We start from the raw sequence: 19,280 nt of genomic DNA on the forward strand, positions 1-19,280 counted from the left end.
CAACGACACCGTTGCCTTGTCAGCCAGATCAGGCATTCTAGAGGGAATTATAAGAGCAGAAATTTAGAACAGGAACATACCATGCGCACAGCATTGATGCTGGCTGTTTTGGCCTTCGCGACCCTGTCCTGCGGTCGCAGCAGCCCTCCGCCCCAACAGGTCGAAGCTAAGGCATTTCTGAGCACCACGTCGCCCTCGGTCATTTTTCCAAGCTTTGGGGATGCCAAGCCGCATGAGTGGGAAGGCCGGCATCCGGGGCACTATCCGGTTCACGGGCTCGATGTTTCGCGATGGCAGGGTCCGATTGACTGGCACCGGGCCAAGTCCTCCGGTGTCAGTTTCGTATTCATCAAGGCGACCGAGGGGGGGGACGTGGCCGACCCTTTGTTTGATGATCACCGGCGCGGCGCGCAAGCCGCGGGTGTTCCATGGGGTGCTTATCACTATTACTATTTTTGCCGACCGGCGCATGAGCAGGCAAAATGGTTCATCGAGAACGTGCCCCGAGGTGCTGACCTGCCGCATGTGCTGGATATGGAATGGACGCCACATTCCAAGACCTGCACCATCAGACCCGATGGTGCCACCGTCCGGTCCGAGGCGAAGCGGTTCCTTGATATCCTGGAACGCCACTATGGCCGCCGCCCGATCGTCTATACGACCGTGGATTTCTACGGTGACACCGATATCGCCCGCCTGCCCAAGACGGAATTCTGGCTGCGGTCGGTCGCCGGGCACCCGCGCAACGTTTACCCCAAGGCCGCGTGGCGGTTTTGGCAGTATACGGGCACGGGGCTGGTCCCCGGTGTTCAGGGGAAAGTCGACATCAACACGTTCAATGGTCCGCCGGAAATCTGGGCCAGATGGAAGGCCGGGGGGTCCTAAACCTTGGGCACCCCATAGGTTTCGATAGTGCCTCCGCCCACAAGATGATCCAACCGGCGCACGCGTTCGTTATCAGGCGCCTGGCGCAACCAGGAACGCTCGCCTGTGGTCAGATCGCGGCGTTCAAATCCAAGTTCGGTCATGCGGCGGTCAATCTGGTCGATCTCTCCTTGCGTGCGCGCCCCGTCCTGAGTGTTGTATCCAATGATCGCACCGACGACCGGAGATGTCAGAATAATAGCCGTCGCGTAGTTGCCGATGACAGCAGCGTTGCCACCGATATCTGCTTCGGTGGTGCAAGACTCGACCGAGACACGGGCGGAATGCAGATTATGGCCCGCCTGTGTTGGCACCGACAATTCCAGAGGTATGGTTGTGCATGCCGAAACGGCAAGCACTGCGAAGCATATGATTTTTCTCATTTTATAGCCTGTTATGCGGTGATCAAAAATTGCTTTTGTAACATCTTCAGAATGAGTAATTTTGAGAAAAGTCAGCTTCAAGTAGATTTCGTCGAAAGGGTGAACTTGCTGCAGACAAGTCACACCTGAGAGGATCAGTCTGGTGTCTCATCCCCGGATTCCTCATAGCGTTCCCACAGATCAGGGCGTCGCTTGCGGGTGATCTCTTCAGACATCTGGTGCCGCCATTCGGCAATGCGCCCGTGATGACCAGACATCAGAATGTCGGGGATCGGGCGGCCTTTCCAATCTGCGGGTCGGGTGTATTGCGGGTGCTCTAAAAGACCCGAGGAAAAGCTTTCGTCTTCGGCTGAGGCCTGGTTGCCCAATACGCCGGGAATCAACCGCACAGTTGAGTCAATCAGCGCCTGGGCTGCGATCTCGCCGCCGGTCATCACGAAATCCCCAAGGCTGACTTCCTGAACGCCGTAATGTTCCAAAACGCGTTCATCGACGCCTTCGAACCGACCGCAGAGCAAGGTCATGCCGTCGCAGCGTGCGAGGTTTTGCATCATACGTTGATCCATGCGGCGACCGCGCGGGCTGAGGTAGATCAATGGCCAGTTGCCCTGCACGCCAGCCATTGTGTGTTCGATTGCCTCACCCAGCACGTCTGCGCGCAACACCATACCCGCGCCGCCGCCAGCCGGCGTGTCATCGACATTGCGATGCTTGCCAACGCCGAACTGGCGCAGATCCACGGTCTCTAATTGCCACAACCCTTCTTGCAAGGCTTTGCCCGTCAAGCTTTCGCCGAGAACGCCGGGAAAGGCGGAAGGGAACAGGGTGATGATTTTTGCCTTCCAGACCCCGTGCAGATCAGGTGTCGGAGTCATCAATTCACGCGGCTTCAGCGTGGGTCGGATTGCCTTGCGTCCGTGAGATTTGCTTGGCTTGTCTGTCATATTGTGCCGACCATCGCGTTCTTTGCCCGCTCTACTACCAGCGCTTTTTGCCGGGTCAACTCCGCTTCGTCCAGATGGGATCGGTTCAGCGTCAGCAATTCCGCCAACACGCTTTCCGGTAGCCTGCTGTTAGATTTTGTGGGCGGCACCAAAAGCTGCGCTTTTTCCCGAGGCAAGTTCAGGAATTCGGCAAAAGGCGTACCGGGACCAAAGCGTCGCAAATGCGTCTCTTCCAGCCACTCTTCGGTCACAGTGACCGACGGCAGTTTTTTGCGAATGTCCGAGACGGTTTCCTCGAGCGGGGGCAGGTGATCCATGTTCGCGCGGAAGATGTCGAATTCCTGGACCTCGCGGGTTCTCTGAAGATCGTGTGCCCAAAGGCTGCGCAACCACGCCCCGCGCTGTCGCAGGGACAGGTAGATCGTGATATCGACCTCCTGATCCTCGAACCGATCGCGGATGGCATCCACCAGACAAGCGGCCAGATCCGGTGCGGCGGCATATCCCTGTTCGATATTGCGGCTGGGACGCAGGCCGCTGAAATTCTCTTCACTGACGATCAGGCCGCGTTTCGTGCCGAAGTTCCGCGTTGCCAGATACTCTCGGGTCTGCGAGCTGAATTCGGACAGCGTTCCCACGGTTCCATAGATGGAATGGCGGGTCGCGGCACCTGACAGCCCCAATTTGCGCGTCTTGTAAGGCAGCAACAGTGCAAAATGTGGCCAGATCAATTCGCGGTTTTCATACAGAAACGATTGTGCTGCAGTGGTTCCGGTCTTGTGTAGCCCCAGATGCAGCAGAACGCGTCGCATCAGATCAGCCCCTCGGGCGGGTCTGCGATGATGCGGCCTTTGTCCAAATCCACAGTTGGAACAACCTCAAGTGTGAAGGGCAGAAAAACGGTGCCTTTCAACCCCGGCCCGTGCAGTTCCAGCAGATCTGCGGCGCCGTGGTTTTGTACCGACTTCACACGACCCAGCAGCGTTCCGCCGGTGTCGTAGACCTCAAGCTCGATCAGGTCGGTGTGATAGAATTCGTCATCAGGCAATGATGGCAGCTGATCACGCCGCGCGAATAGGCGGAGGCCGTTGATGGCGTCTGCCTGTTCTTTGGTCTCGATCCCACCCAAACGCGCCGCAAAGCCGTTTTTGATTGGGCGGGTCAGCACCAGGGGATAGCGTTCCTTGCCGTCTTCGTCAGTTAGGGGCGAATAGGTCTCGATATCCTCTGGGATGGCGCAAAAACTTTTTAGCCGCACTTCGCCGCGCACGCCGTACGACCCCGCAACGCTGCCCACGCAGATCAGATCAGTCATTTGGCTCTTCCGTCGTTACACATAATCCGTCCTGCCAGTCTCCAAGCGGGGCACATGCCTCGCGTTGGTTATTGCGCTCAAAGAACACGCCCACAATAAAAGCGATCAGCAACAGGATGGGAAGCCGTATCAGTCCGAACATCGGGCTTTATCGCGTTTCGATATGCAACCGGGCGCTGCGCTGTTCCCAGCCGGCACGCTCAAGTTCGGGTCTTTCAGACATTTCTTCCGGCCAGCCCACACAATAGTAGCCGACCAGAGACCAATCGTCAGGCACAGCCAGATCGCGTTTCATCTGTTCTGGATCAAGGATTGAGACCCAGCCCAGACCCAACCCCTCGGCCCGCAAGGCGAGCCAGAACAAGGTGATCGCGGCGACGACAGAATAGCGGCGCATCTCGGGCATTGTGCCCGCGCCCAACCCCAGACCTTTGTTGGTCGTCTCGTCCGAGAATACAGCCAGCTGAACAGGCGCTTCCTGCATGCCGGACAGCTTCAGGCGGCTGTATTTCAACGCCTTGTCGCCCGAATACCCTGCAAGGGCCTTTTCATTGGCGTTTTGGAAATTCTCTAGCGCTGCGGCACGCGCCGCTACGCTCTCGACGCGAATGACGCGCCAGGGTTCGCTCAGCCCCACGGAAGGGGCCAGACGAAATGTGTCGAGGCAGCGCGTCAGCACCGCCTCGTCCACGGGATCGGTGCGAAACCGGCGCACATCGCGCCGGAGCCGCATCAACAGTTCGAACTGCGTGCGAAAATCGTCGGTGAAATCCTGATCCTGCACGCGCTGACCTGCTTACTCTTCTGCCGCTGCTTCTTCAGCCGGAGCAGCAGCTGCCTCGGCGGCTTCAGCAACCTTTGCAGCTTTCTCTTCTGCGCGTTCCTGAGCTTTCTTGCCCGGGGTACCCTTGTTGGGGTTGTTGCGCTCGGCCTTGTTAAGGGTGCCGGCAGCTTCCAGCATGCGTGCAATACGGTCGGTGGGTTGTGCGCCCTGATCCAGCCAATACTGAATGCGCTCCATGTTCATTTTCACGCGCTCTTCGCTGTCTTTCGGCAGCAGCGGGTTGTAGGTGCCCAGCTTCTCGATGAAACGGCCGTCGCGCGGCATGCGGCTGTCAGCAGCCACGATGCGGTAGAAGGGACGCTTTTTCGAGCCGCCGCGGGCGAGACGAATTTTCATTGCCATGGTGGTATCTCCTTTGGATGGCATCACGCCAGAGGCGTGTCTTTGTTAAAGCCGGGATTTTCCCGGTTTAGTTCTGGTGTTTCTTATGGTGTCGGATGACTTCCTGAATGATGAAGTTCAGGAAAGCCTTGGCGAAATCTGGGTCCAGATGGGCCTTGTCCGCCAGGTCTTCTAACCGTGCGATCTGCGCGGACTCGCGCGAGGGATCGGACGGGGGAAGGTCGTGTTCGGCCTTGAGCTTGCCAACGGCCTGAGTGTGCTTGAACCGCTCGCCCAGAGTGTAGACGAGGATCGCGTCCAGCCGGTCGATGCTTTCGCGATGCTCTTTCAGCAACGTCGCAGCCCGAGTCACAGGGTTGTTCATTGGCCGGTCCTTTCGGTGGTCAAAGCGGTGTCAGGGAATTCGAGTTTCGGGTGCCGCCAAACCTGGCAGCGTTGACCCACAACCTCGCCTTCGCGTTCATAGGTGGCGCCAAGACGTTCTGCCAACGCGCGCGAGCGGTTGTTTTCATGGGCGATGTACGAAATCGGGCCATTCACCCCCTGGTGTTGGGCGGCATAGGCGCGGGCAGCCATCGCGGCCTCGAACGCAATTCCTTTGCCTTCGAAACCATCAAAAATGACCCAGCCCAATTCGGGCTCATCCCAGCCCGGCGCGTTGATGATGCCGGTCCAGCCTGCAAATGCGCCGCTGGCCTTTTCGACGATGTGCCAACCACCGTAACCCATGATGGCCCAATGCCCGAACCGGCCCAAAAGGGACCGCCATGCTTCCAGTGGCGTTTTTGGGCCACCGACCATGCGGCTGCGGTCCGACGCGAAGAAGGTTGTCATCGCGGGCAGGTCACCCTCTTGCGGAGCGCGCAGGATCAGGTTTTTAGTTTCTACAGTGGGAATGGTGTACGAGGTCATGCGTAGGCCTCCATTCCGCCGTTCACCAGATCGGCCGGGGCAGGGTGCCGCCAGACTTGCATCGTACCAAAAGCCGGATGCTCGAAAGTGTAATCGAACTGGGCACCCAGACGTTCGGCCACGGCCTTGCTGCCCAGATTCTCCGGGTCGATCAGCGAAATTGCCGTTTCCCAGCCCAGCACATCATAGGCATGCGCGCGCGCGGCCAGCGCGGCCTCGGTCGCGTAACCTTTGCCAGTGGCGTTATTCATCAACGTCCAGCCGATTTCAGGTTCGGGCCAGCTGTGCGGGCACCACAGGCCGACGTGGCCGACATAGGAGCCTGTGTCCTTTTCCTCGACGCCCCAAAACCCGTAGCCGCGCATGGCCCAATGACCCAGCAGCATGGCAATGGCGCGCCATGTTTCATCAGGGCGCAGGGGGCCGCCGACGAATTTCGATGCATCGCTGGCAAAGAACTCGGCCTCGGCCTCGAAGTCCGCTTCGCTAGGGGCCCGCATGATCAGGCGTTCGGTTTCCAACCTGGGGATCGACGGTGTCATGCCTGCACCTCGCTATAGCGCCAGACATGCTGATCTGCGTCAAAGGCGCTCTCGGCCGCTGCGTCCCTGGATGCGCCAAGGCGTTGCGTCAACGCATTCGAACGCGTGTTCGACCGCGAGACATAACTGACGAACTGGCCCGATCCGAGCAGGTCGAAACCGAAGTCACGTACGGCCGCGCAGGCCTCAGTCGCGTAGCCTTGCTTGCGGTGCTCGGCGCTGAACATATAGCCAAGCTCGGGTTCGCGATCATCCCATTCCAGCCCCAGAAAAACGAAACCAGCGATCTGATCATCGTTCTTCAGGGTCACCGTGAACAGGCCATGCCCATGCAGAAGCCATCCGGAGGTATAGTAGGAAAACTCGGTCCAAGCCTCCTGTTCGGAACTGCCAAAGCTCTCGCCGCAAACTGTGGTCCAAACAGGCAGGTCATCCAGAGTGGGCGCACGCAGAGCCAGCCGCCGGGTCTGAATGACCGGCAGGGCCGCGCGATATTGCGCTGCTGCCATCGCCGCCTTTCCGGACGGGGGCTGGGTGCAGCGTGCTGGTGTCACTTTTTCTTACCGAAACCGCTCAGACCCGGGGGCAGGGCCATGCCGCCACCCATTCCGGGCATACCGGGCATCTTGCCGCCCATCGCTTTAGCCGCCTGTTCCAGCGCCTTGGGGTCCATGCCTGCGGCCATGTCTTCGGGGCTGGGGCCACCTTTACCGAACATGCCTTTCATGGCCTGTTTCAGCATTTTGCCTTTGCCCATTTTGCCCATCTTCTTCATCATGTCCGACATCTGCCGGTGCATTTTGAGCAACTTGTTGAGGTCACTGACCTCCATGCCGGAACCGGCTGCGATCCGTTTTTTGCGGCTGGCTTGCAGCAGTTGCGGGTTGGCACGCTCGCGTTTGGTCATGGACTGGATCAGGGCGATCTGGCGCTTGAGCACCTTGTCGTCCATGCCCGCCTCTTCGACCTGCTTGGCCATCTTGCCCATGCCGGGCATCATGCCCATCATGCCCTGCATGCCGCCCATCTGGATCATCTGTTCCAGCTGCATCTTTAGGTCGTTCATGTTGAACTGACCTTTGACCATGCGCTTCATCATGCGCTCGGTCTGTTCCATCTCCATCGTTTCCTGGGCTTTTTCGACCAGGGCAACGATGTCGCCCATGCCCAGAATACGACCGGCGATCCGGTCCGGCTCAAAGGTTTCGAGCGCGTCCATTTTCTCGCCCAGACCGACAAAGCGGATTGGCTTGCCGGTGACCGCACGCATTGACAGCGCCGCACCGCCGCGCCCGTCACCATCCATTCGGGTCAGGACGACGCCCGAGATTCCGACCTTGGCTTCGAATTCCTCGGCCACTTCAACGGCGACCTGACCGGTCAGGCCGTCGACCACCAGCAGGGTCTCGCGCGGATCAACAACGTTACGAACCTGCTCGACCTCGTTCATCAGCACTTCGTCAATGTGCAGACGGCCAGCAGTATCCAACATATAGACGTCATAGCCACCCAACGTTGCCTGTTGCTTGGCACGTTTGGCGATGTCGACGGGTTTTTGGCCGGGAACGATTGGCAGGGTATCGACGCCGACCTGCGTACCCAGAACGGCCAGCTGATCCATCGCCGCCGGGCGATAGACGTCGAGCGAGGCCATAAGGACCTTCTTGCCCTCTTTCTCTTTCAGGCGTTTGGCCAGCTTACCGGTCGTGGTCGTTTTACCTGAACCCTGCAGGCCGACCATCAGGATCGGAGCAGGCGGGTTATCGATTTTCAGAGCGCCGGGGTCTTCCTCGCCGCGCAGGGTGTCCACCATCGCGTCATGCACGATCTTGACGACCTGTTGTCCGGGCGTGATCGACTTGGTCACCGCCTGACCGGTGGCCTGATCCTGCACTTTCTTGACGAATTCACGTGCAACCGGCAGCGAGACGTCGGCCTCAAGTAAGGCCACGCGCACTTCGCGCAGGGCAGTTTTTACGTCCTCTTCGGACAGGGCACCCTGTTTGGTCAGCCGGTCAAAGACGCCAGAGAGGCGTTCGGATAGATTTTCAAACATGCCTTCGGCCTCCTTAGCCGGTTATCTGATGGCAGTTCCTAGGTAGGAAGCGCCGGTTAAATGCACAATTGCCCCCACGGGCGTGACACGCTGGTGGGGGGCGATCCCTGAACGACTCAAGGGACCGGAAGATCAGACGCTTCCGGATGTTTGACGGCGATTTAGGCCGATTGGCTGTCCGAGTCAACCTCTCGCGCGGGTAGCCAGTTGTTGACCGCATCAACCACCCGCTGTGCGCCGCGCCCGCTGACATAGGCTTCGACGATCGGGTGACGACCAGCACTCATGCCTTTTTTAAGAACCAGAACGGGGCGATGCATCTTGGACGTGGTCCTGTCGCGGGTCGAGGTGGTGGTTTCCACCTCGGCATGGGACAGGTTCGACAACTCATGTTCTACTGCGTCATATCCAAAGATCGATTGGCGACGGATCAAGATGCTATTGCTATTGCGGTCCAATATGACCTGTACGCGGCGCACAAAGACGCAGAATGCGCCAAAGCCCAACCCGCCACCGAACAGCGCAAAGAAGATGCCGAACAATATGCCCTCGCCACCCTCGCTGACCATGAATAAACCAGCCCCAACAAAACAGAGGATAAAGAGTACCAGCGTAATGCCGATGAACCATGGCGTGTTGGTCAGGATCAGTTGGTCCGGGGTGCTGCGCGTGACTTTCATGGCGGCACGCTAGCATCGATTTTTAGGCCTGTCGTGGCTTGAATCTGTCAGCGCATTGCGCGATGAGCGCCACAAACGAGGAGGTTCCCATGGACGCGTCATCCACTTTTCAAGACACGTTGCCGATCAGTTCAGACGCGCTGTTGCAGCGGTTGGATGACTGGGGGCTGAGCTATCGTCTGCACACGCATATTCCCCTGCGCACGGTTGAGGATGCCAAAGGCGTTGAAGAGCAATTCCTGGTACCGGGCGAAAACTCCCTGCGCCTCAAGAACCTGTACCTGCGCGACAAGAAAAAGCGGAACTATCTGGTGACGCTCGAACAAAGCCGCGAGATTGACCTCAAGGCGCTGGGCACAGAGCTGGGGATCGGTAATCTGTCCTTTGGATCAGCGGAGCGGTTGTTTCAGAGCCTCGGTATCCGTCCCGGCGCGGTCAGTCCGCTGGCCATGATCAACGGTGTGCAAAACGATGTGCGGTTCTTCATGGACGCCACCGCGCAAACGACAGACATCATCTATATGCATCCTCTGGTAAATGATCGGACCGTCGCCATGACGCGCGATGACCTGATGGCATTCTTCGATCAGGTCGGATGCGCAGTCACCTGGCTGCCGTGATCAGTCGTTCAGCGCCTCTTCGAGGGCTGCGGCGGCATGGGCGGCGGACGGATTGACGAACAGGTGGCCGTCAGCTTCAAAAACAGGGTCATCCAGGTGGTCGGGAAAGGCCAGCGGCAGTTCGGTACACGCCAGCAAGATCGCAGTTCCAGGTTTTGCGTGCTTGTCGCAGAAAGTTAGTAAACGAGCGCGCGCCGTGGCTGATGCGCCGCCGTAGAAGTCACTGTCGATCATCGCCTGCATCTCGGCAATTTCCGTTTCGGGTAGGCGATCATTTGCAATGATCCCTTCGGCGGCCAATCGGTCTGAATAATTGCTGGCCTGCATGGTCACTGTCGTTCCCAGAATCAGGGCTGTGGACGCCTTGGTAGATGCCGTGGCCTCAGCCGTCGCATCGAAAATGCTGAGAATGGGCATGGTGATGCCTTGCCGGATCGCATGCAGCCGCGCGTGCGGAGTGTTTGAGGCGATGATGCCAAAGTCGCAGCCCGCGTTTTCAAGCGTCAGCAATGCCTCGCGAAACACCGCGTCAAACCCGGACCAACTGGTCTCGTCCCCGGCGGTTCCCCGCAGGGCGCGGGTTTTGGCCTGCGTAACGGATTCGATTGTCATAGGCGGGATCGGCAAGGGCGAGCCGTGGCCGCGATTGGCAAAGTGCCTGCTGGCCCCTTCTGCGATCGCTCGGTAATAATCCACGGTCGAGGCCCAGCCCACACCGCCCAGAATGCCGATTTTCTTCATGATGAACGCCCAGTCTGCAAATCTCGCTTAAGGTAGACTGGACGTTTCACAAGACAAAGGCCAGAGGTGGATCAGGCGGCGAGTTGAGTTACCGCTTTTTGGGCATTCGCCAACGCGGCGTCCGCATCCAGCGCCATCTTGTCAGCCGCAATCACGTCGACGTCGTGGATGCCGATGAATCCTAGAACGTGCTTGGCATAGTTGGTGGCAAAATCGATCTCAGACCCTACTTCGGTGCCGCCGGACGCGATTGCCAGCACGGCGCGCTTACCTTCCAGCAGGCCTTTGGGGCCAGTTTCCGAATAGGCAAAGGTCAGACCCACGCGGGCGACAAGGTCGATCCAGGCCTTGAAGGCCGCAGGCACCGAGAAATTGTAGATCGGCAGCCCGATGACAATGGTGTCGGCGTTTTGCAGCTCGCCAACCAACTCGTCGGACAGGGCCAACAGATCGCGTTGAACCTCGTCACGTTGATCGGCGGGGGTGAAGTTGGCGTTGATCCAGTCTTCGGTCAGCAGGGGCAGGGGGCTGGCAAGATCGCGGCGGATAATGCGATTGGCTCCAAGGTGCCCGATAATCTGGCTGGAAAGGTCGCGGGTGGCGGATCCGGTGCGGCGGGCCGAGGCGTCGATATGCAGGATGGTCTTGGTCATGTCAGGGTTTCCTTTATAGCAGCGTGTCTGTTTCCGGTCCCAATATGAGTATTGCGTCAGCGAACGAAACGCGGATATACCAACAGGTATTGTTGGAATTTGCACAGTGGGATTGAGTATGGATAATTGGGACGAAGTCAAAACCGCCTATCAGGTCGCTCGGATGGGCACCGTCAGCGGCGCGGCCGAAATCTTGGGCGTTCACCATGCCACCGTGATCCGCCATATCGACGCGATCGAAGCGCGGCTGGGCGTCAAGCTGTTCCAGCGCCACGCCCGTGGCTATACCCCAACCGATGCCGGAGAGGACCTTCTGCGCGTGGCTCAGGCCACCGAAGATCAGTTCAATCAGTTGGTGGGCCGAATGAAAGGGCGCGGCGATGACGTGTCGGGCGAATTGGTTGTGACGTCTCTGGCCTCGCTGGCGCCCTTGGTCGTTCCCGCCCTGTCCGAGTTTCAATCAATGCACCCGGGTCTGATTGTACGTTACCTGACCGGGGACCGCCTGTTCCGCCTGGAATACGGCGAGGCACATGTGGCCATCCGGGCGGGGGCCGCCCCGGACCAACCCGACAATGTTGTGCAGCCGTTTATCGAACAGGAGGTCGGCTTGTTTGCCAGCAAGTCATATATCGAGCGCCGAGGCAAACCAGCGAGCATTGACGAATTTGCAGACCACTTGTTTGTCGGCACGGACGATGAAAACAGCCGCGCTCCGTTTTCCAAATGGTTGCGTGCCACTGTCCCGGCCGAGGCCATCGCGTTCCGCTGTACCAACAATTTCTGTTTGCGCGAGGCAGTTCTGGCCGGGGCCGGGATTGGTTTCATGGCACGATGGGAGGCATCGCGCGATCCGGAACTGGTCGAAGTTATTGAGCCATTGCCCGAATGGTTCGGCAAACTTTGGCTGGTGACCCATGTCGATCTGCATCGCACGACCAAAGTGCAGGCATTCCTATCGTTCCTTAAGAAAGAGTCCAAAGGTTGGCTTTCGTGACACCGCAGGGGCGTGGTCATTTGGCAATGATCACATTCACTCTGCTGGTGGCGGGTAGTTTCTCGTTGGGATCTATTGTTGCCAACCAGATTGCGCCGTTGGCGATTACAGCCGGGCGGTTTCTGATTGCGGCCGTCATCATCGGCATTGCCGCGTTAGCCACCACCGGTTTGCCGCGCAGCGCTGCGCAAGCGCCGTGGCGATACGCCGTTTTGGGCGGGCTGTTCGCCACTTACTTTGTTCTTATGTTTTACGGCTTGAAAACCGCCGACCCGGTCAGCACATCTGCGGTATTCACCCTGACGCCGGTCATGTCTGCGGTCGCCGGATGGGTTCTGCTGCGCCAGATCACCACTCCGCGTATGGCTTTTGCCCTGACGGTGGGGGCAACCGGTGCTTTATGGGTTATCTTTCGCGCCGATTGGCAGTCCTTTCGCGCCTTCGAGATCGGTGGCGGAGAGATCATCTTTTTCTGGGGCTGCATGGCGCATGCAATCTACACGCCGATGGTGCGCAAACTGAACCGGGGTGAGCCCGCGGTAGTCTTTACATTTGGAACACTGGTTGCTGGCTGCGTGATCCTGACGGTGGTCGGCTGGTCAGACATCCGTGCAACCGATTGGGCGAACCTGCCGCTGATCGTCTGGGTCAGTCTGCTGTATCTTTCTATCTTCGCAACGGCCTCCAGTTTCGTTCTGGTCCAGTTTGCAGCGCTACGCCTGCCGTCTGCCAAGGTTATGGCCTATACTTATCTGATCCCCAGCTGGGTGATCCTGTGGGAGATCGCGCTTGGGCGGCCTGCGCCAACCGTCATGGTGCTGGTCGGTGTCGTTTTAACCGCGATCGCGCTTGTTCTGCTGCTCAAAAGCGAAGAGCAACCTGCGAAAGACACTGCGCCGGTCTCGGAATGACCCTTGCCATTTGGCCGTAATCTAACAACCCTCGGGTCTGATGAACCAACCCGGAGGGAATGATGAAGCAAGCTATTCTATTTGTCGTCGGTGCGATGTTATCCGCCTGCACGCAAGGAGGGGGGCAGGGGTCTTCAGAGACCGACCTTCAAGGCAGTTGTGAGGCGCTCGTGTCGGCTGAGACGGGTGTTCAGGCCGCTGACGTCAACGTGGTTTCGACTGAATCGGTACCGACTGGAACAATCACGACAATTGAGGTCACTGGCGCTCAGGCACCGTGGTTGTGTCTTGCGGATGCAACGGGAGTGATCATCGGTGTCGAGTATAGTCAGGAAGGCTAACTGAGAACGGGCCAAACCGACGGAAATGGTCGCGGTCATCTACATGAGGCAGATCAATGTGCTCTTTTTCTGAGCCCGCTAACATCGCCGGCAGGAGGAAGATGCCATGTTTAGTCACATTATGATCCCGGTTGATATTCACCTGCCGCCGGAAATTCGCAAAGCTCTGGATGTCGCGGCGCAAATGGCGAGATGGCAAAACGCCCGGATCACGATCGTCAGCGTGACCGGAACCCAGCCGGGCGACGTCACGCATTCAGACGCGGAGATTAGCACCGAGTTGCAAGCCATTGTGGATCAACTTACCGAGCAGAGTGGCTCCGAGGTTTCAGCGCGCAACATCCACTCGGTAGATGTAGCTGCAGAGGTCGACGGTGATTTGACGCGCGCCGCCGAAGAGATTGGGGCCGACCTAATCGTCGTTGGGACGCACGCACCGCGCATCACGGACCACATCTTTTCCAGCCATGCCGGATATCTGGCCAAGCATGCCAAAGTATCGGTGTTTGTCGTCAGATAGGTCTAGGGATCGTCTGTTGCTGGTAGTTCGACTTCCAGAAATCGTTCAAACGCATCCAGATTGACCGGTTCGAACTGACCGAACCCCTGCATCCAGACGGATGCCGCGCGCAGCGCATCCGGTTCCAGCTTACACCACTTCACCCGCCCGCGCTTTTCCTGGCTGATCAACCCGGCCTTGGTCAGGATGATCAGATGTTTCGAGATCGCGGCCAGCGACATCTCGAACGGGTCGGCGACGTCGGTGACGGCCATGTCATCCTCAAGCAGCATCGCAAGGATGGCGCGGCGGGTCGGGTCGGCGAGGGCCGCGAAAACGGTATCGAGGTCATTGGACATGCTATCGCTCAATCACAGCGCCCGGATTTGGTCAACCATTTGGTTGAATATGCGAATAGAGCGGTTTTTACGCGCACCGATGGATCGGGACATTTTAATGGTGCCTCAATTGCATGAATAAATTGCATAAAACCAATTGCTTAACCTGCGACAAGTCGGACATTTAACACCGTTGACTCTGTGCCTTGCGCCCCTTAGCACCCTACCCAAGACTGTGCGAGGGAATTGCCCGTGACCGATGATGACCAAAAGCAGCGTATGGCGCAGCTGGAGGCCAAGATCACAGCGGCGAAAAAGGCCAAAGCGCCAAAGCCTCGTGCGGATGCTGACGTGTCCGGGGGCGAGCTTGCCTGGAGGATGGTCATCGAAATGGTTTCCGGTCTTGGGATCGGATTTGGCATCGGATACGGGCTGGACAGCCTGCTCGGGACAATCCCGATCTTCCTGGTGCTGTTCACATTGCTGGGCCTTGTCGCGGGCGTGAAGGTTATGCTCCGCAGCGCGAAAGAGGTTCAGGAGAAACAAGCGGCTGCTGAGGCGGCCGATAAGGACGAGAGGGACTGAACGTGGCAACTGAGACCACCGCAGCAGAAGGCAGCAGCCTGGTTTTCCATCCGATGGATCAGTTCATCGTTAAACCGCTTTTCGGTGACGGTGCGATTGCGTGGTACACGCCGACCAACGTGACTCTGTGGTTGTTTCTGGCTATTGCGGCGATCTTTGCCCTGCTGGTTCTCAGCACCTCGAAACGTGCCATTGTTCCGACCCGGATGCAGTCTGTTGCTGAGTTGGCCTATGGCTTCATCTACAAGATGCTGGAAGACATTTGCGGCAAAGAAGGCGTGAAGTACTTTCCCTATGTCATGACCTTGTTCATGTTCATCGTCTGCGCGAACTTCCTGGGCATGTTGCCCATGTCTTTCACCACCACATCGCATTTCGCCGTGACCATCCCGCTGGCGCTGGCTGTGTTCCTGACCGTAACTGTTCTGGGTTTCGTCAAGAACGGCGCAAGCTTCCTGGGTCTGTTCTGGGTGTCCAGCGCACCGCTGGCACTGCGCCCTGTCCTGGCGATCATCGAGCTGATCTCGTACTTCGTGCGTCCGGTCAGCCACTCCATTCGTCTTGCCGGTAACGTCATGGCAGGCCACGCGGTTATCAAGGTTTTCGCAGGCTTTGCCGCGATTGCCGTGATCTCACCGGTGTCCGTTCTGGCGATCACCGCAATGTACGGCCTCGAGGTCCTCGTGTCCTTTATTCAGGCCTACGTATTCACCATTCTGACCTGTGTTTACCTGAAAGATGCGCTGCATCCTTCGCACTAAGGTCCGATACCCAAACATCGAAACTTCCAATTCGTAAGGAGAAACATCATGGAAGGCGATCTCGCACACATCGGCGCAGGCCTGGCAGCAATCGGTTCCGGCGCAGCCGCAATCGGGGTGGGCAACGTAGCAGGCAACTTCTTGGCCGGCGCCCTGCGCAACCCTTCGGCGGCTGCTTCGCAGACCGCAACCCTGTTCATCGGTATCGCATTCGCAGAAGCCCTGGGGATCTTTGCATTCCTGGTCTCGCTGCTGCTGATGTTCGCCGTCTAATCTGCGGAACCTGATCCTTACGCGCAGGTGGGTCCAAGCCATAGCGGCCCACCTGTTGTAAAGACAACGTTCCGACGGAGGACATCATGGCGACAGAACCCGTATACGAAGAGATTGCAGGTACCTGCGTTGACTCTCATGGGTCGGCGATCGGGATGCCCCAGCTCTGCTTCGATTGGTTCCCCAACCAGATTTTCTGGCTGGTCATTACGCTGGTCGTCATCTTTCTGGTCCTGTCTCGCGTGGCTTTGCCCCGCATCGCGGCAATCCTGGCGGAACGTCAGGGGACCATTACAAATGACCTGGCTGCGGCCGAAGATCTGAAGGCCAAAGCGGTCGAGGCTGAAGAGGCCTACAACAAGGCGCTGGCCGATGCCCGTTCTGAGGCACAGCGTATCGCAGCGGAAGCCCGCGCGGAAATCCAGTCAGGTCTGGATGACGCGATTGCCAAGGCAGACTTGGAAATCGCTGCAAAGGCGGCTGAATCGGAAAAGGCTATTGCCGATATCCGTGCCGGTGCGCTGGATAGCATTCAAGTGGTTGCCAAGGATACGGCAGCTGAACTGGTCACAGCACTGGGCGGCGAGGCAGATGCCAAAGCCATCGACAGTGCAATTGACGCGCAGACGAAAGGATAAGTGACATGCGGAATACTCTTGCCCTTATCCTGACCGTCGGCGCCGCCAGCCCCGCGCTGGCTGCAAGCGGCCCGTTCTTCTCGCTTGGCAACACCGACTTTGTGGTCACTCTGGGCTTCATCGTTTTCATCGCGGTCCTGTTCTATTTCAAGGTTCCGGGCATGATTGGTGGCGCGCTGGACAATCGCGCCGACGGCATCAAGTCCGAACTGGACGAAGCCCGCGCCCTGCATGATGAGGCACGCAGCCTGTTGGCCTCGTACGAGCGCAAGCAGCGTGAAGTGCAGACCCAAGCGGATGCCATCGTGGCTGCAGCCAAGGAAGACGCTATTCTGGCGGCAGAACAGGCAAAGGTCGATTTGGAGAAATCCATCGCCCGCCGTCTGGCAGCAGCTAAGGACCAGATCGCTTCGGCTGAGGCGTCAGCTGTCAAGGAAGTCCGCGATCAGGCCATCACCGTTGCGGTATCGGCTGCCAACGCGGTTCTGGCCAAGCAAATGACCGCGGCACAGGCGAACAAGCTGATCGACGCGGCCATCGCGGATGTTGGTGACAAGCTGCATTGATAGCTTCCAACGCCGTTTCGACAAAGAGTGACCCGAAGGCTGAACGCTTTCGGGTTTCTTTTCTTAGGGAACTGCTCTTGGCGATGTTTTTGGCGTGAAATACCCTGCGCGAAACCTGACGGAGAGTTGCTATGATTGACACAGCACCTGCGATTGCCGATCCAGCACCGGTCTGTCTGTTCGCTTTCAACCGACCCGATCACACTGAGCGGACTTTGCGGGCGCTTGCTGCGTCGCCTTTGGCTGCGCGCACCGATGTAATTGCTTATCTAGATGGGCCGCGTTCGGCAGATGATGTTATCCCGGTTGCGGAAACCCGCAAAGTGATTGAAGCGCAGACAGGCTTTGCCACCCTTACATTGCGCGCACGTGATGCTAACGCCGGGTTGGCCCAGTCGATTCAGGAAGGCGTTACCGCTACGATGCAAACTTATGGCAGGGCGATTGTTGTAGAAGATGACATTGTGACCTCGTCCGCGTTTCTCACCTACATGAACCGCGCGCTGGATCGATACCAAGATGACCCGCGGGTCTGGCATATCGCAGGATTCAACGAAGACCTTCCTCCCTTGTTGGATCGGCGTGGTGCGGTTTTCTGGCGCTTCATGAGCTGTTGGGGATGGGCCAGCTGGGCCGACCGCTGGCAGCATTTCGAACGCGACCCGAAAAAACTGGTTCAGCAGTTTTCCGATGATGACATTCATCGGTTCAACCTGAGCGGGGCCGAGGATTTATGGGGTCAGGTACAAGGCAATTTGCGCGGTGACATTCGGACCTGGGCGATTTTCTGGTACGCAACGATTTTCGGGCAGGATGGCCTTTGTCTGTCGCCTTGCAGGTCTTTTGCCGAGAATATCGGCCTGGACGGGTCTGGTACCCATTGCGGACCAGTGGACGAGGTTAAGCCAAAAGATCTCTGCCATGACTTTGACCTGCCACTTCCCGACGATGTCACCGAAGACAAGGTCGCGCTCGAGGCGCTGCGGGCGCATTTCAGCTATAGACCGGATCGTTTGACCCGTTTAAGACGCAAGATCAGAAGGCTGGGGGCTAAACTTCTTGGTTAATTGGCGTCATTTGAAAATGGGGATGTCAGTTGGCGACGACAATCCAAAGGCTCTGACGTTTGTACGTCGGACATCCTCACGAAATTTGTTCCAATGCGCGTAAACCATATTAGCCATAGCTATTCTGGCGGAGGTGCCGCCATCGCTGCCCACAGGCTGCATCTTGCCTTGCTGTCCAAAGGGACGAATTCGCACATGACCGTCGTCGATGGCCCGGACGAGGACCGGATAACAAAATTTGCGCCGCGGAAAACACTAAAGCGGCTTTGCCAGCGTGAATACGCACGTCATCTGCGAAAGAAATATGCAAGAACTCAGGTCAACGGGTTGGCGTCTCTTGGTCTGGCAAGGTCGGGTCTGGCCGCGTATCTGAACAGCCAACCGTCGCAAATATTAAATTTGCATTGGGTGAATTCCGACATGATTTCGATTGCCGAGATCGGGGCGGTGAAACATCCCGTGGTCTGGACGTTTCATGACATGTGGCCGTTCTCCGGGGCCGAACATGTGAGCGAGCTGGACAGGTGGCGTGACGGTTACGTGTCATCCGAATTCAGTGGTTTTGACCTGAACCGCTGGGTCTGGAAAAGAAAAGCCGCGCATTGGAAAAAACCTTTTCAGATCGTTTGCCCCAGCAATTGGCTGGCTGACTGTGTTCGGCAAAGTGCGTTGATGCGCGATTGGCCTGTCACCGTGATCCCCAACGCAATCGATACCGATTTCTGGGCACCTTTCGAAAAAGCTCAGGCGCGCGCTGATCTGTCACTGCCTCAGGACGCTCCGCTGGTATTGTTTGGTGCCGTCCAAGCGACTCAGGATCCCAACAAAGGCTTTGCCCACCTTGTCGAAGCTATGCGACGGGTGCATTCCGCCGTTCCTGATGTTCAGGCAGTTGTATTTGGTAGCGACAAGATCGATGCCGAATTTCCTTATCCGATCCATTTCATGGGGCGGATTAGCGACAACCGGGTGCTGAAGCGCATTTATTCGGCTGCAGATGTCTTTGTGTTGCCATCCCGGCGCGAAGTGCTGGGATATACAGGTGTCGAGGCCATGTGCTGTGGCGTTCCGGTCGCAGGTTTCAAAACCAGTGGGTTGTCGGATCTGGTTCCAAATCAAAGCCTGGGGTATTTGGCGCGCCCATTCGAGGCAGAAGACCTCGCACGAGGTGTTATCTCGATCCTCCAGAATCGCCACAATGAAACCGGGTTGGCCATGTCAGGTACTGCCCGGCAACATGCCGTGGACAGCTTTGCAGAGGCTGTGGTCGCTGGCCAATATCAGGCGCTCTATGAAGAGATCGCTGATAGCACTGAGTATGGATTTGGCGCAATATCAGAGCGTTGAC

Annotated in this window: 29 protein-coding genes; 13 read left to right on the forward strand and 16 right to left on the reverse strand. The window is 57.9% G+C overall.

The genetic code is table 11. The annotated features are described in order from the left end of the window. Positions 1-81: 81 nt before the first annotated feature. The gene (locus tag AC2FIO_RS14480) at positions 82-885 is read left to right on the forward strand and encodes a glycoside hydrolase family 25 protein (RefSeq protein ID WP_496698485.1); all 804 of its coding nucleotides are present in this window, start codon (positions 82-84) and stop codon (positions 883-885) included. Here AC2FIO_RS14480 and AC2FIO_RS14485 read toward each other — a convergent pair. From AC2FIO_RS14485 to AC2FIO_RS14545, 13 genes are all read right to left on the reverse strand, one after another. After that, the gene (locus AC2FIO_RS14485; protein WP_496698486.1) at positions 882-1,244 is read right to left on the reverse strand and encodes a hypothetical protein; all 363 of its coding nucleotides are present in this window, start codon (positions 1,242-1,244) and stop codon (positions 882-884) included. The genes AC2FIO_RS14480 and AC2FIO_RS14485 overlap by 4 nt on opposite strands. 197 nt (positions 1,245-1,441) lie before the next feature. Beyond that, on the reverse strand, positions 1,442-2,251 hold the full coding sequence (trmD, locus tag AC2FIO_RS14490) for a tRNA (guanosine(37)-N1)-methyltransferase TrmD (RefSeq protein WP_496698488.1): 810 nt from the start codon (positions 2,249-2,251) through the stop codon (positions 1,442-1,444). Continuing rightward, a complete protein-coding gene (locus AC2FIO_RS14495) occupies positions 2,248-3,063 on the reverse strand; it encodes a hypothetical protein (RefSeq protein ID WP_282169937.1) in 816 nt (271 codons plus the stop codon). The genes trmD and AC2FIO_RS14495 overlap by 4 nt, the downstream gene beginning before the upstream one ends. After that, a complete protein-coding gene (gene rimM / locus AC2FIO_RS14500; protein ID WP_058278985.1) occupies positions 3,063-3,566 on the reverse strand; it encodes a ribosome maturation factor RimM in 504 nt (167 codons plus the stop codon). The genes AC2FIO_RS14495 and rimM overlap by 1 nt, the downstream gene beginning before the upstream one ends. Beyond that, a complete protein-coding gene (locus tag AC2FIO_RS14505) occupies positions 3,559-3,708 on the reverse strand; it encodes a hypothetical protein (protein ID WP_199520026.1) in 150 nt (49 codons plus the stop codon). Before AC2FIO_RS14505 ends, rimM begins: the two co-directional genes overlap by 8 nt. Positions 3,709-3,714: 6 nt before the next feature. After that, entirely contained in the window at positions 3,715-4,350 is a 636-nt protein-coding gene (gene bluB, locus AC2FIO_RS14510; protein WP_282169936.1) for a 5,6-dimethylbenzimidazole synthase, read from the reverse strand. Between the two features lie 12 nt (positions 4,351-4,362). Then, positions 4,363-4,752: a 30S ribosomal protein S16 gene (gene rpsP, locus AC2FIO_RS14515; protein WP_058273326.1), complete on the reverse strand. Its 390-nt coding sequence runs from the start codon at positions 4,750-4,752 to the stop codon at positions 4,363-4,365. Positions 4,753-4,819: 67 nt separating this feature from the next. Further along, positions 4,820-5,116, reverse strand: a complete 297-nt coding sequence (locus tag AC2FIO_RS14520; RefSeq protein ID WP_058273325.1) for a chorismate mutase — start codon at positions 5,114-5,116, stop codon at positions 4,820-4,822. Beyond that, the gene (locus tag AC2FIO_RS14525) at positions 5,113-5,664 is read right to left on the reverse strand and encodes a GNAT family N-acetyltransferase (protein WP_496698492.1); all 552 of its coding nucleotides are present in this window, start codon (positions 5,662-5,664) and stop codon (positions 5,113-5,115) included. The genes AC2FIO_RS14520 and AC2FIO_RS14525 overlap by 4 nt, the downstream gene beginning before the upstream one ends. Further along, on the reverse strand, positions 5,661-6,206 hold the full coding sequence (locus AC2FIO_RS14530; protein WP_496698494.1) for a GNAT family N-acetyltransferase: 546 nt from the start codon (positions 6,204-6,206) through the stop codon (positions 5,661-5,663). Before AC2FIO_RS14530 ends, AC2FIO_RS14525 begins: the two co-directional genes overlap by 4 nt. Continuing rightward, positions 6,203-6,715 carry a GNAT family N-acetyltransferase gene (locus AC2FIO_RS14535; protein ID WP_496698495.1) on the reverse strand — a complete coding sequence of 171 codons (513 nt, stop codon included), beginning with the start codon at positions 6,713-6,715 and terminating at the stop codon, positions 6,203-6,205. Before AC2FIO_RS14535 ends, AC2FIO_RS14530 begins: the two co-directional genes overlap by 4 nt. 41 nt (positions 6,716-6,756) lie before the next feature. Next, positions 6,757-8,262 carry a signal recognition particle protein gene (gene ffh, locus AC2FIO_RS14540; protein ID WP_109312247.1) on the reverse strand — a complete coding sequence of 502 codons (1,506 nt, stop codon included), beginning with the start codon at positions 8,260-8,262 and terminating at the stop codon, positions 6,757-6,759. A 161-nt stretch (positions 8,263-8,423) separates the two neighbouring features. Further along, positions 8,424-8,942 (reverse strand): hypothetical protein, encoded by a 519-nt coding sequence (locus tag AC2FIO_RS14545; RefSeq protein ID WP_496698497.1) that lies wholly within the window; start codon positions 8,940-8,942, stop codon positions 8,424-8,426. An 89-nt stretch (positions 8,943-9,031) separates the two neighbouring features. Between AC2FIO_RS14545 and AC2FIO_RS14550 the strand changes: the two genes are divergently transcribed. Continuing rightward, positions 9,032-9,562 (forward strand): prolyl-tRNA synthetase associated domain-containing protein, encoded by a 531-nt coding sequence (locus AC2FIO_RS14550; RefSeq protein WP_496698603.1) that lies wholly within the window; start codon positions 9,032-9,034, stop codon positions 9,560-9,562. On the opposite strand, the gene AC2FIO_RS14555 is transcribed toward AC2FIO_RS14550, so the two are convergent. Together AC2FIO_RS14555 and AC2FIO_RS14560 are read right to left on the reverse strand one after the other, a co-directional pair. Then, positions 9,563-10,303 (reverse strand): aspartate/glutamate racemase family protein, encoded by a 741-nt coding sequence (locus tag AC2FIO_RS14555; protein ID WP_496698500.1) that lies wholly within the window; start codon positions 10,301-10,303, stop codon positions 9,563-9,565. A gap of 71 nt (positions 10,304-10,374) precedes the next feature. Then, positions 10,375-10,956, reverse strand: a complete 582-nt coding sequence (locus AC2FIO_RS14560; protein WP_496698502.1) for an FMN-dependent NADH-azoreductase — start codon at positions 10,954-10,956, stop codon at positions 10,375-10,377. 118 nt (positions 10,957-11,074) lie between these two features. Here AC2FIO_RS14560 and AC2FIO_RS14565 point away from each other — a divergent pair, with 118 nt between their 5' ends. The 4 genes from AC2FIO_RS14565 to AC2FIO_RS14580 all read left to right on the forward strand — a co-directional run bounded on the left by AC2FIO_RS14565 (position 11,075) and on the right by AC2FIO_RS14580 (position 13,725). Continuing rightward, positions 11,075-11,953 (forward strand): LysR family transcriptional regulator, encoded by an 879-nt coding sequence (locus AC2FIO_RS14565; protein WP_058273318.1) that lies wholly within the window; start codon positions 11,075-11,077, stop codon positions 11,951-11,953. After that, complete coding sequence (locus AC2FIO_RS14570) at positions 11,950-12,864, forward strand: DMT family transporter (protein WP_282170082.1); 915 nt, start codon at positions 11,950-11,952, stop codon at positions 12,862-12,864. The genes AC2FIO_RS14565 and AC2FIO_RS14570 overlap by 4 nt, the downstream gene beginning before the upstream one ends. A 62-nt stretch (positions 12,865-12,926) precedes the next feature. Next, entirely contained in the window at positions 12,927-13,205 is a 279-nt protein-coding gene (locus AC2FIO_RS14575) for a hypothetical protein (protein WP_282169928.1), read from the forward strand. A 106-nt stretch (positions 13,206-13,311) separates the two neighbouring features. Next, positions 13,312-13,725: a universal stress protein gene (locus tag AC2FIO_RS14580; RefSeq protein WP_058273315.1), complete on the forward strand. Its 414-nt coding sequence runs from the start codon at positions 13,312-13,314 to the stop codon at positions 13,723-13,725. Between the two features lie 2 nt (positions 13,726-13,727). Here the strand turns inward: AC2FIO_RS14580 and AC2FIO_RS14585 are convergent, their stop codons facing one another. Then, entirely contained in the window at positions 13,728-14,063 is a 336-nt protein-coding gene (locus AC2FIO_RS14585) for an ArsR/SmtB family transcription factor (RefSeq protein ID WP_058273314.1), read from the reverse strand. A 231-nt stretch (positions 14,064-14,294) separates the two neighbouring features. Here AC2FIO_RS14585 and AC2FIO_RS14590 point away from each other — a divergent pair, with 231 nt between their 5' ends. The 7 genes from AC2FIO_RS14590 to AC2FIO_RS14620 all read left to right on the forward strand — a co-directional run bounded on the left by AC2FIO_RS14590 (position 14,295) and on the right by AC2FIO_RS14620 (position 19,279). Next, positions 14,295-14,627 carry an AtpZ/AtpI family protein gene (locus AC2FIO_RS14590; protein WP_058273313.1) on the forward strand — a complete coding sequence of 111 codons (333 nt, stop codon included), beginning with the start codon at positions 14,295-14,297 and terminating at the stop codon, positions 14,625-14,627. A gap of 2 nt (positions 14,628-14,629) precedes the next feature. After that, positions 14,630-15,388 carry a F0F1 ATP synthase subunit A gene (locus tag AC2FIO_RS14595; protein ID WP_058278975.1) on the forward strand — a complete coding sequence of 253 codons (759 nt, stop codon included), beginning with the start codon at positions 14,630-14,632 and terminating at the stop codon, positions 15,386-15,388. A 48-nt stretch (positions 15,389-15,436) separates the two neighbouring features. Beyond that, a complete protein-coding gene (locus AC2FIO_RS14600) occupies positions 15,437-15,661 on the forward strand; it encodes a F0F1 ATP synthase subunit C (RefSeq protein WP_005981269.1) in 225 nt (74 codons plus the stop codon). 86 nt (positions 15,662-15,747) lie between these two features. Continuing rightward, a complete protein-coding gene (locus AC2FIO_RS14605; protein ID WP_496698508.1) occupies positions 15,748-16,299 on the forward strand; it encodes a F0F1 ATP synthase subunit B' in 552 nt (183 codons plus the stop codon). A 5-nt stretch (positions 16,300-16,304) separates the two neighbouring features. Further along, the gene (locus AC2FIO_RS14610) at positions 16,305-16,865 is read left to right on the forward strand and encodes a F0F1 ATP synthase subunit B (RefSeq protein ID WP_058278973.1); all 561 of its coding nucleotides are present in this window, start codon (positions 16,305-16,307) and stop codon (positions 16,863-16,865) included. A 131-nt stretch (positions 16,866-16,996) separates the two neighbouring features. Beyond that, on the forward strand, positions 16,997-17,932 hold the full coding sequence (locus AC2FIO_RS14615; RefSeq protein ID WP_058278972.1) for a hypothetical protein: 936 nt from the start codon (positions 16,997-16,999) through the stop codon (positions 17,930-17,932). Positions 17,933-18,025: 93 nt separating this feature from the next. After that, on the forward strand, positions 18,026-19,279 hold the full coding sequence (locus AC2FIO_RS14620) for a glycosyltransferase (protein ID WP_496698511.1): 1,254 nt from the start codon (positions 18,026-18,028) through the stop codon (positions 19,277-19,279). Position 19,280: the final 1 nt, after the last annotated feature.

The organism is Ruegeria sp. CDSB086, from assembly GCF_059611065.1.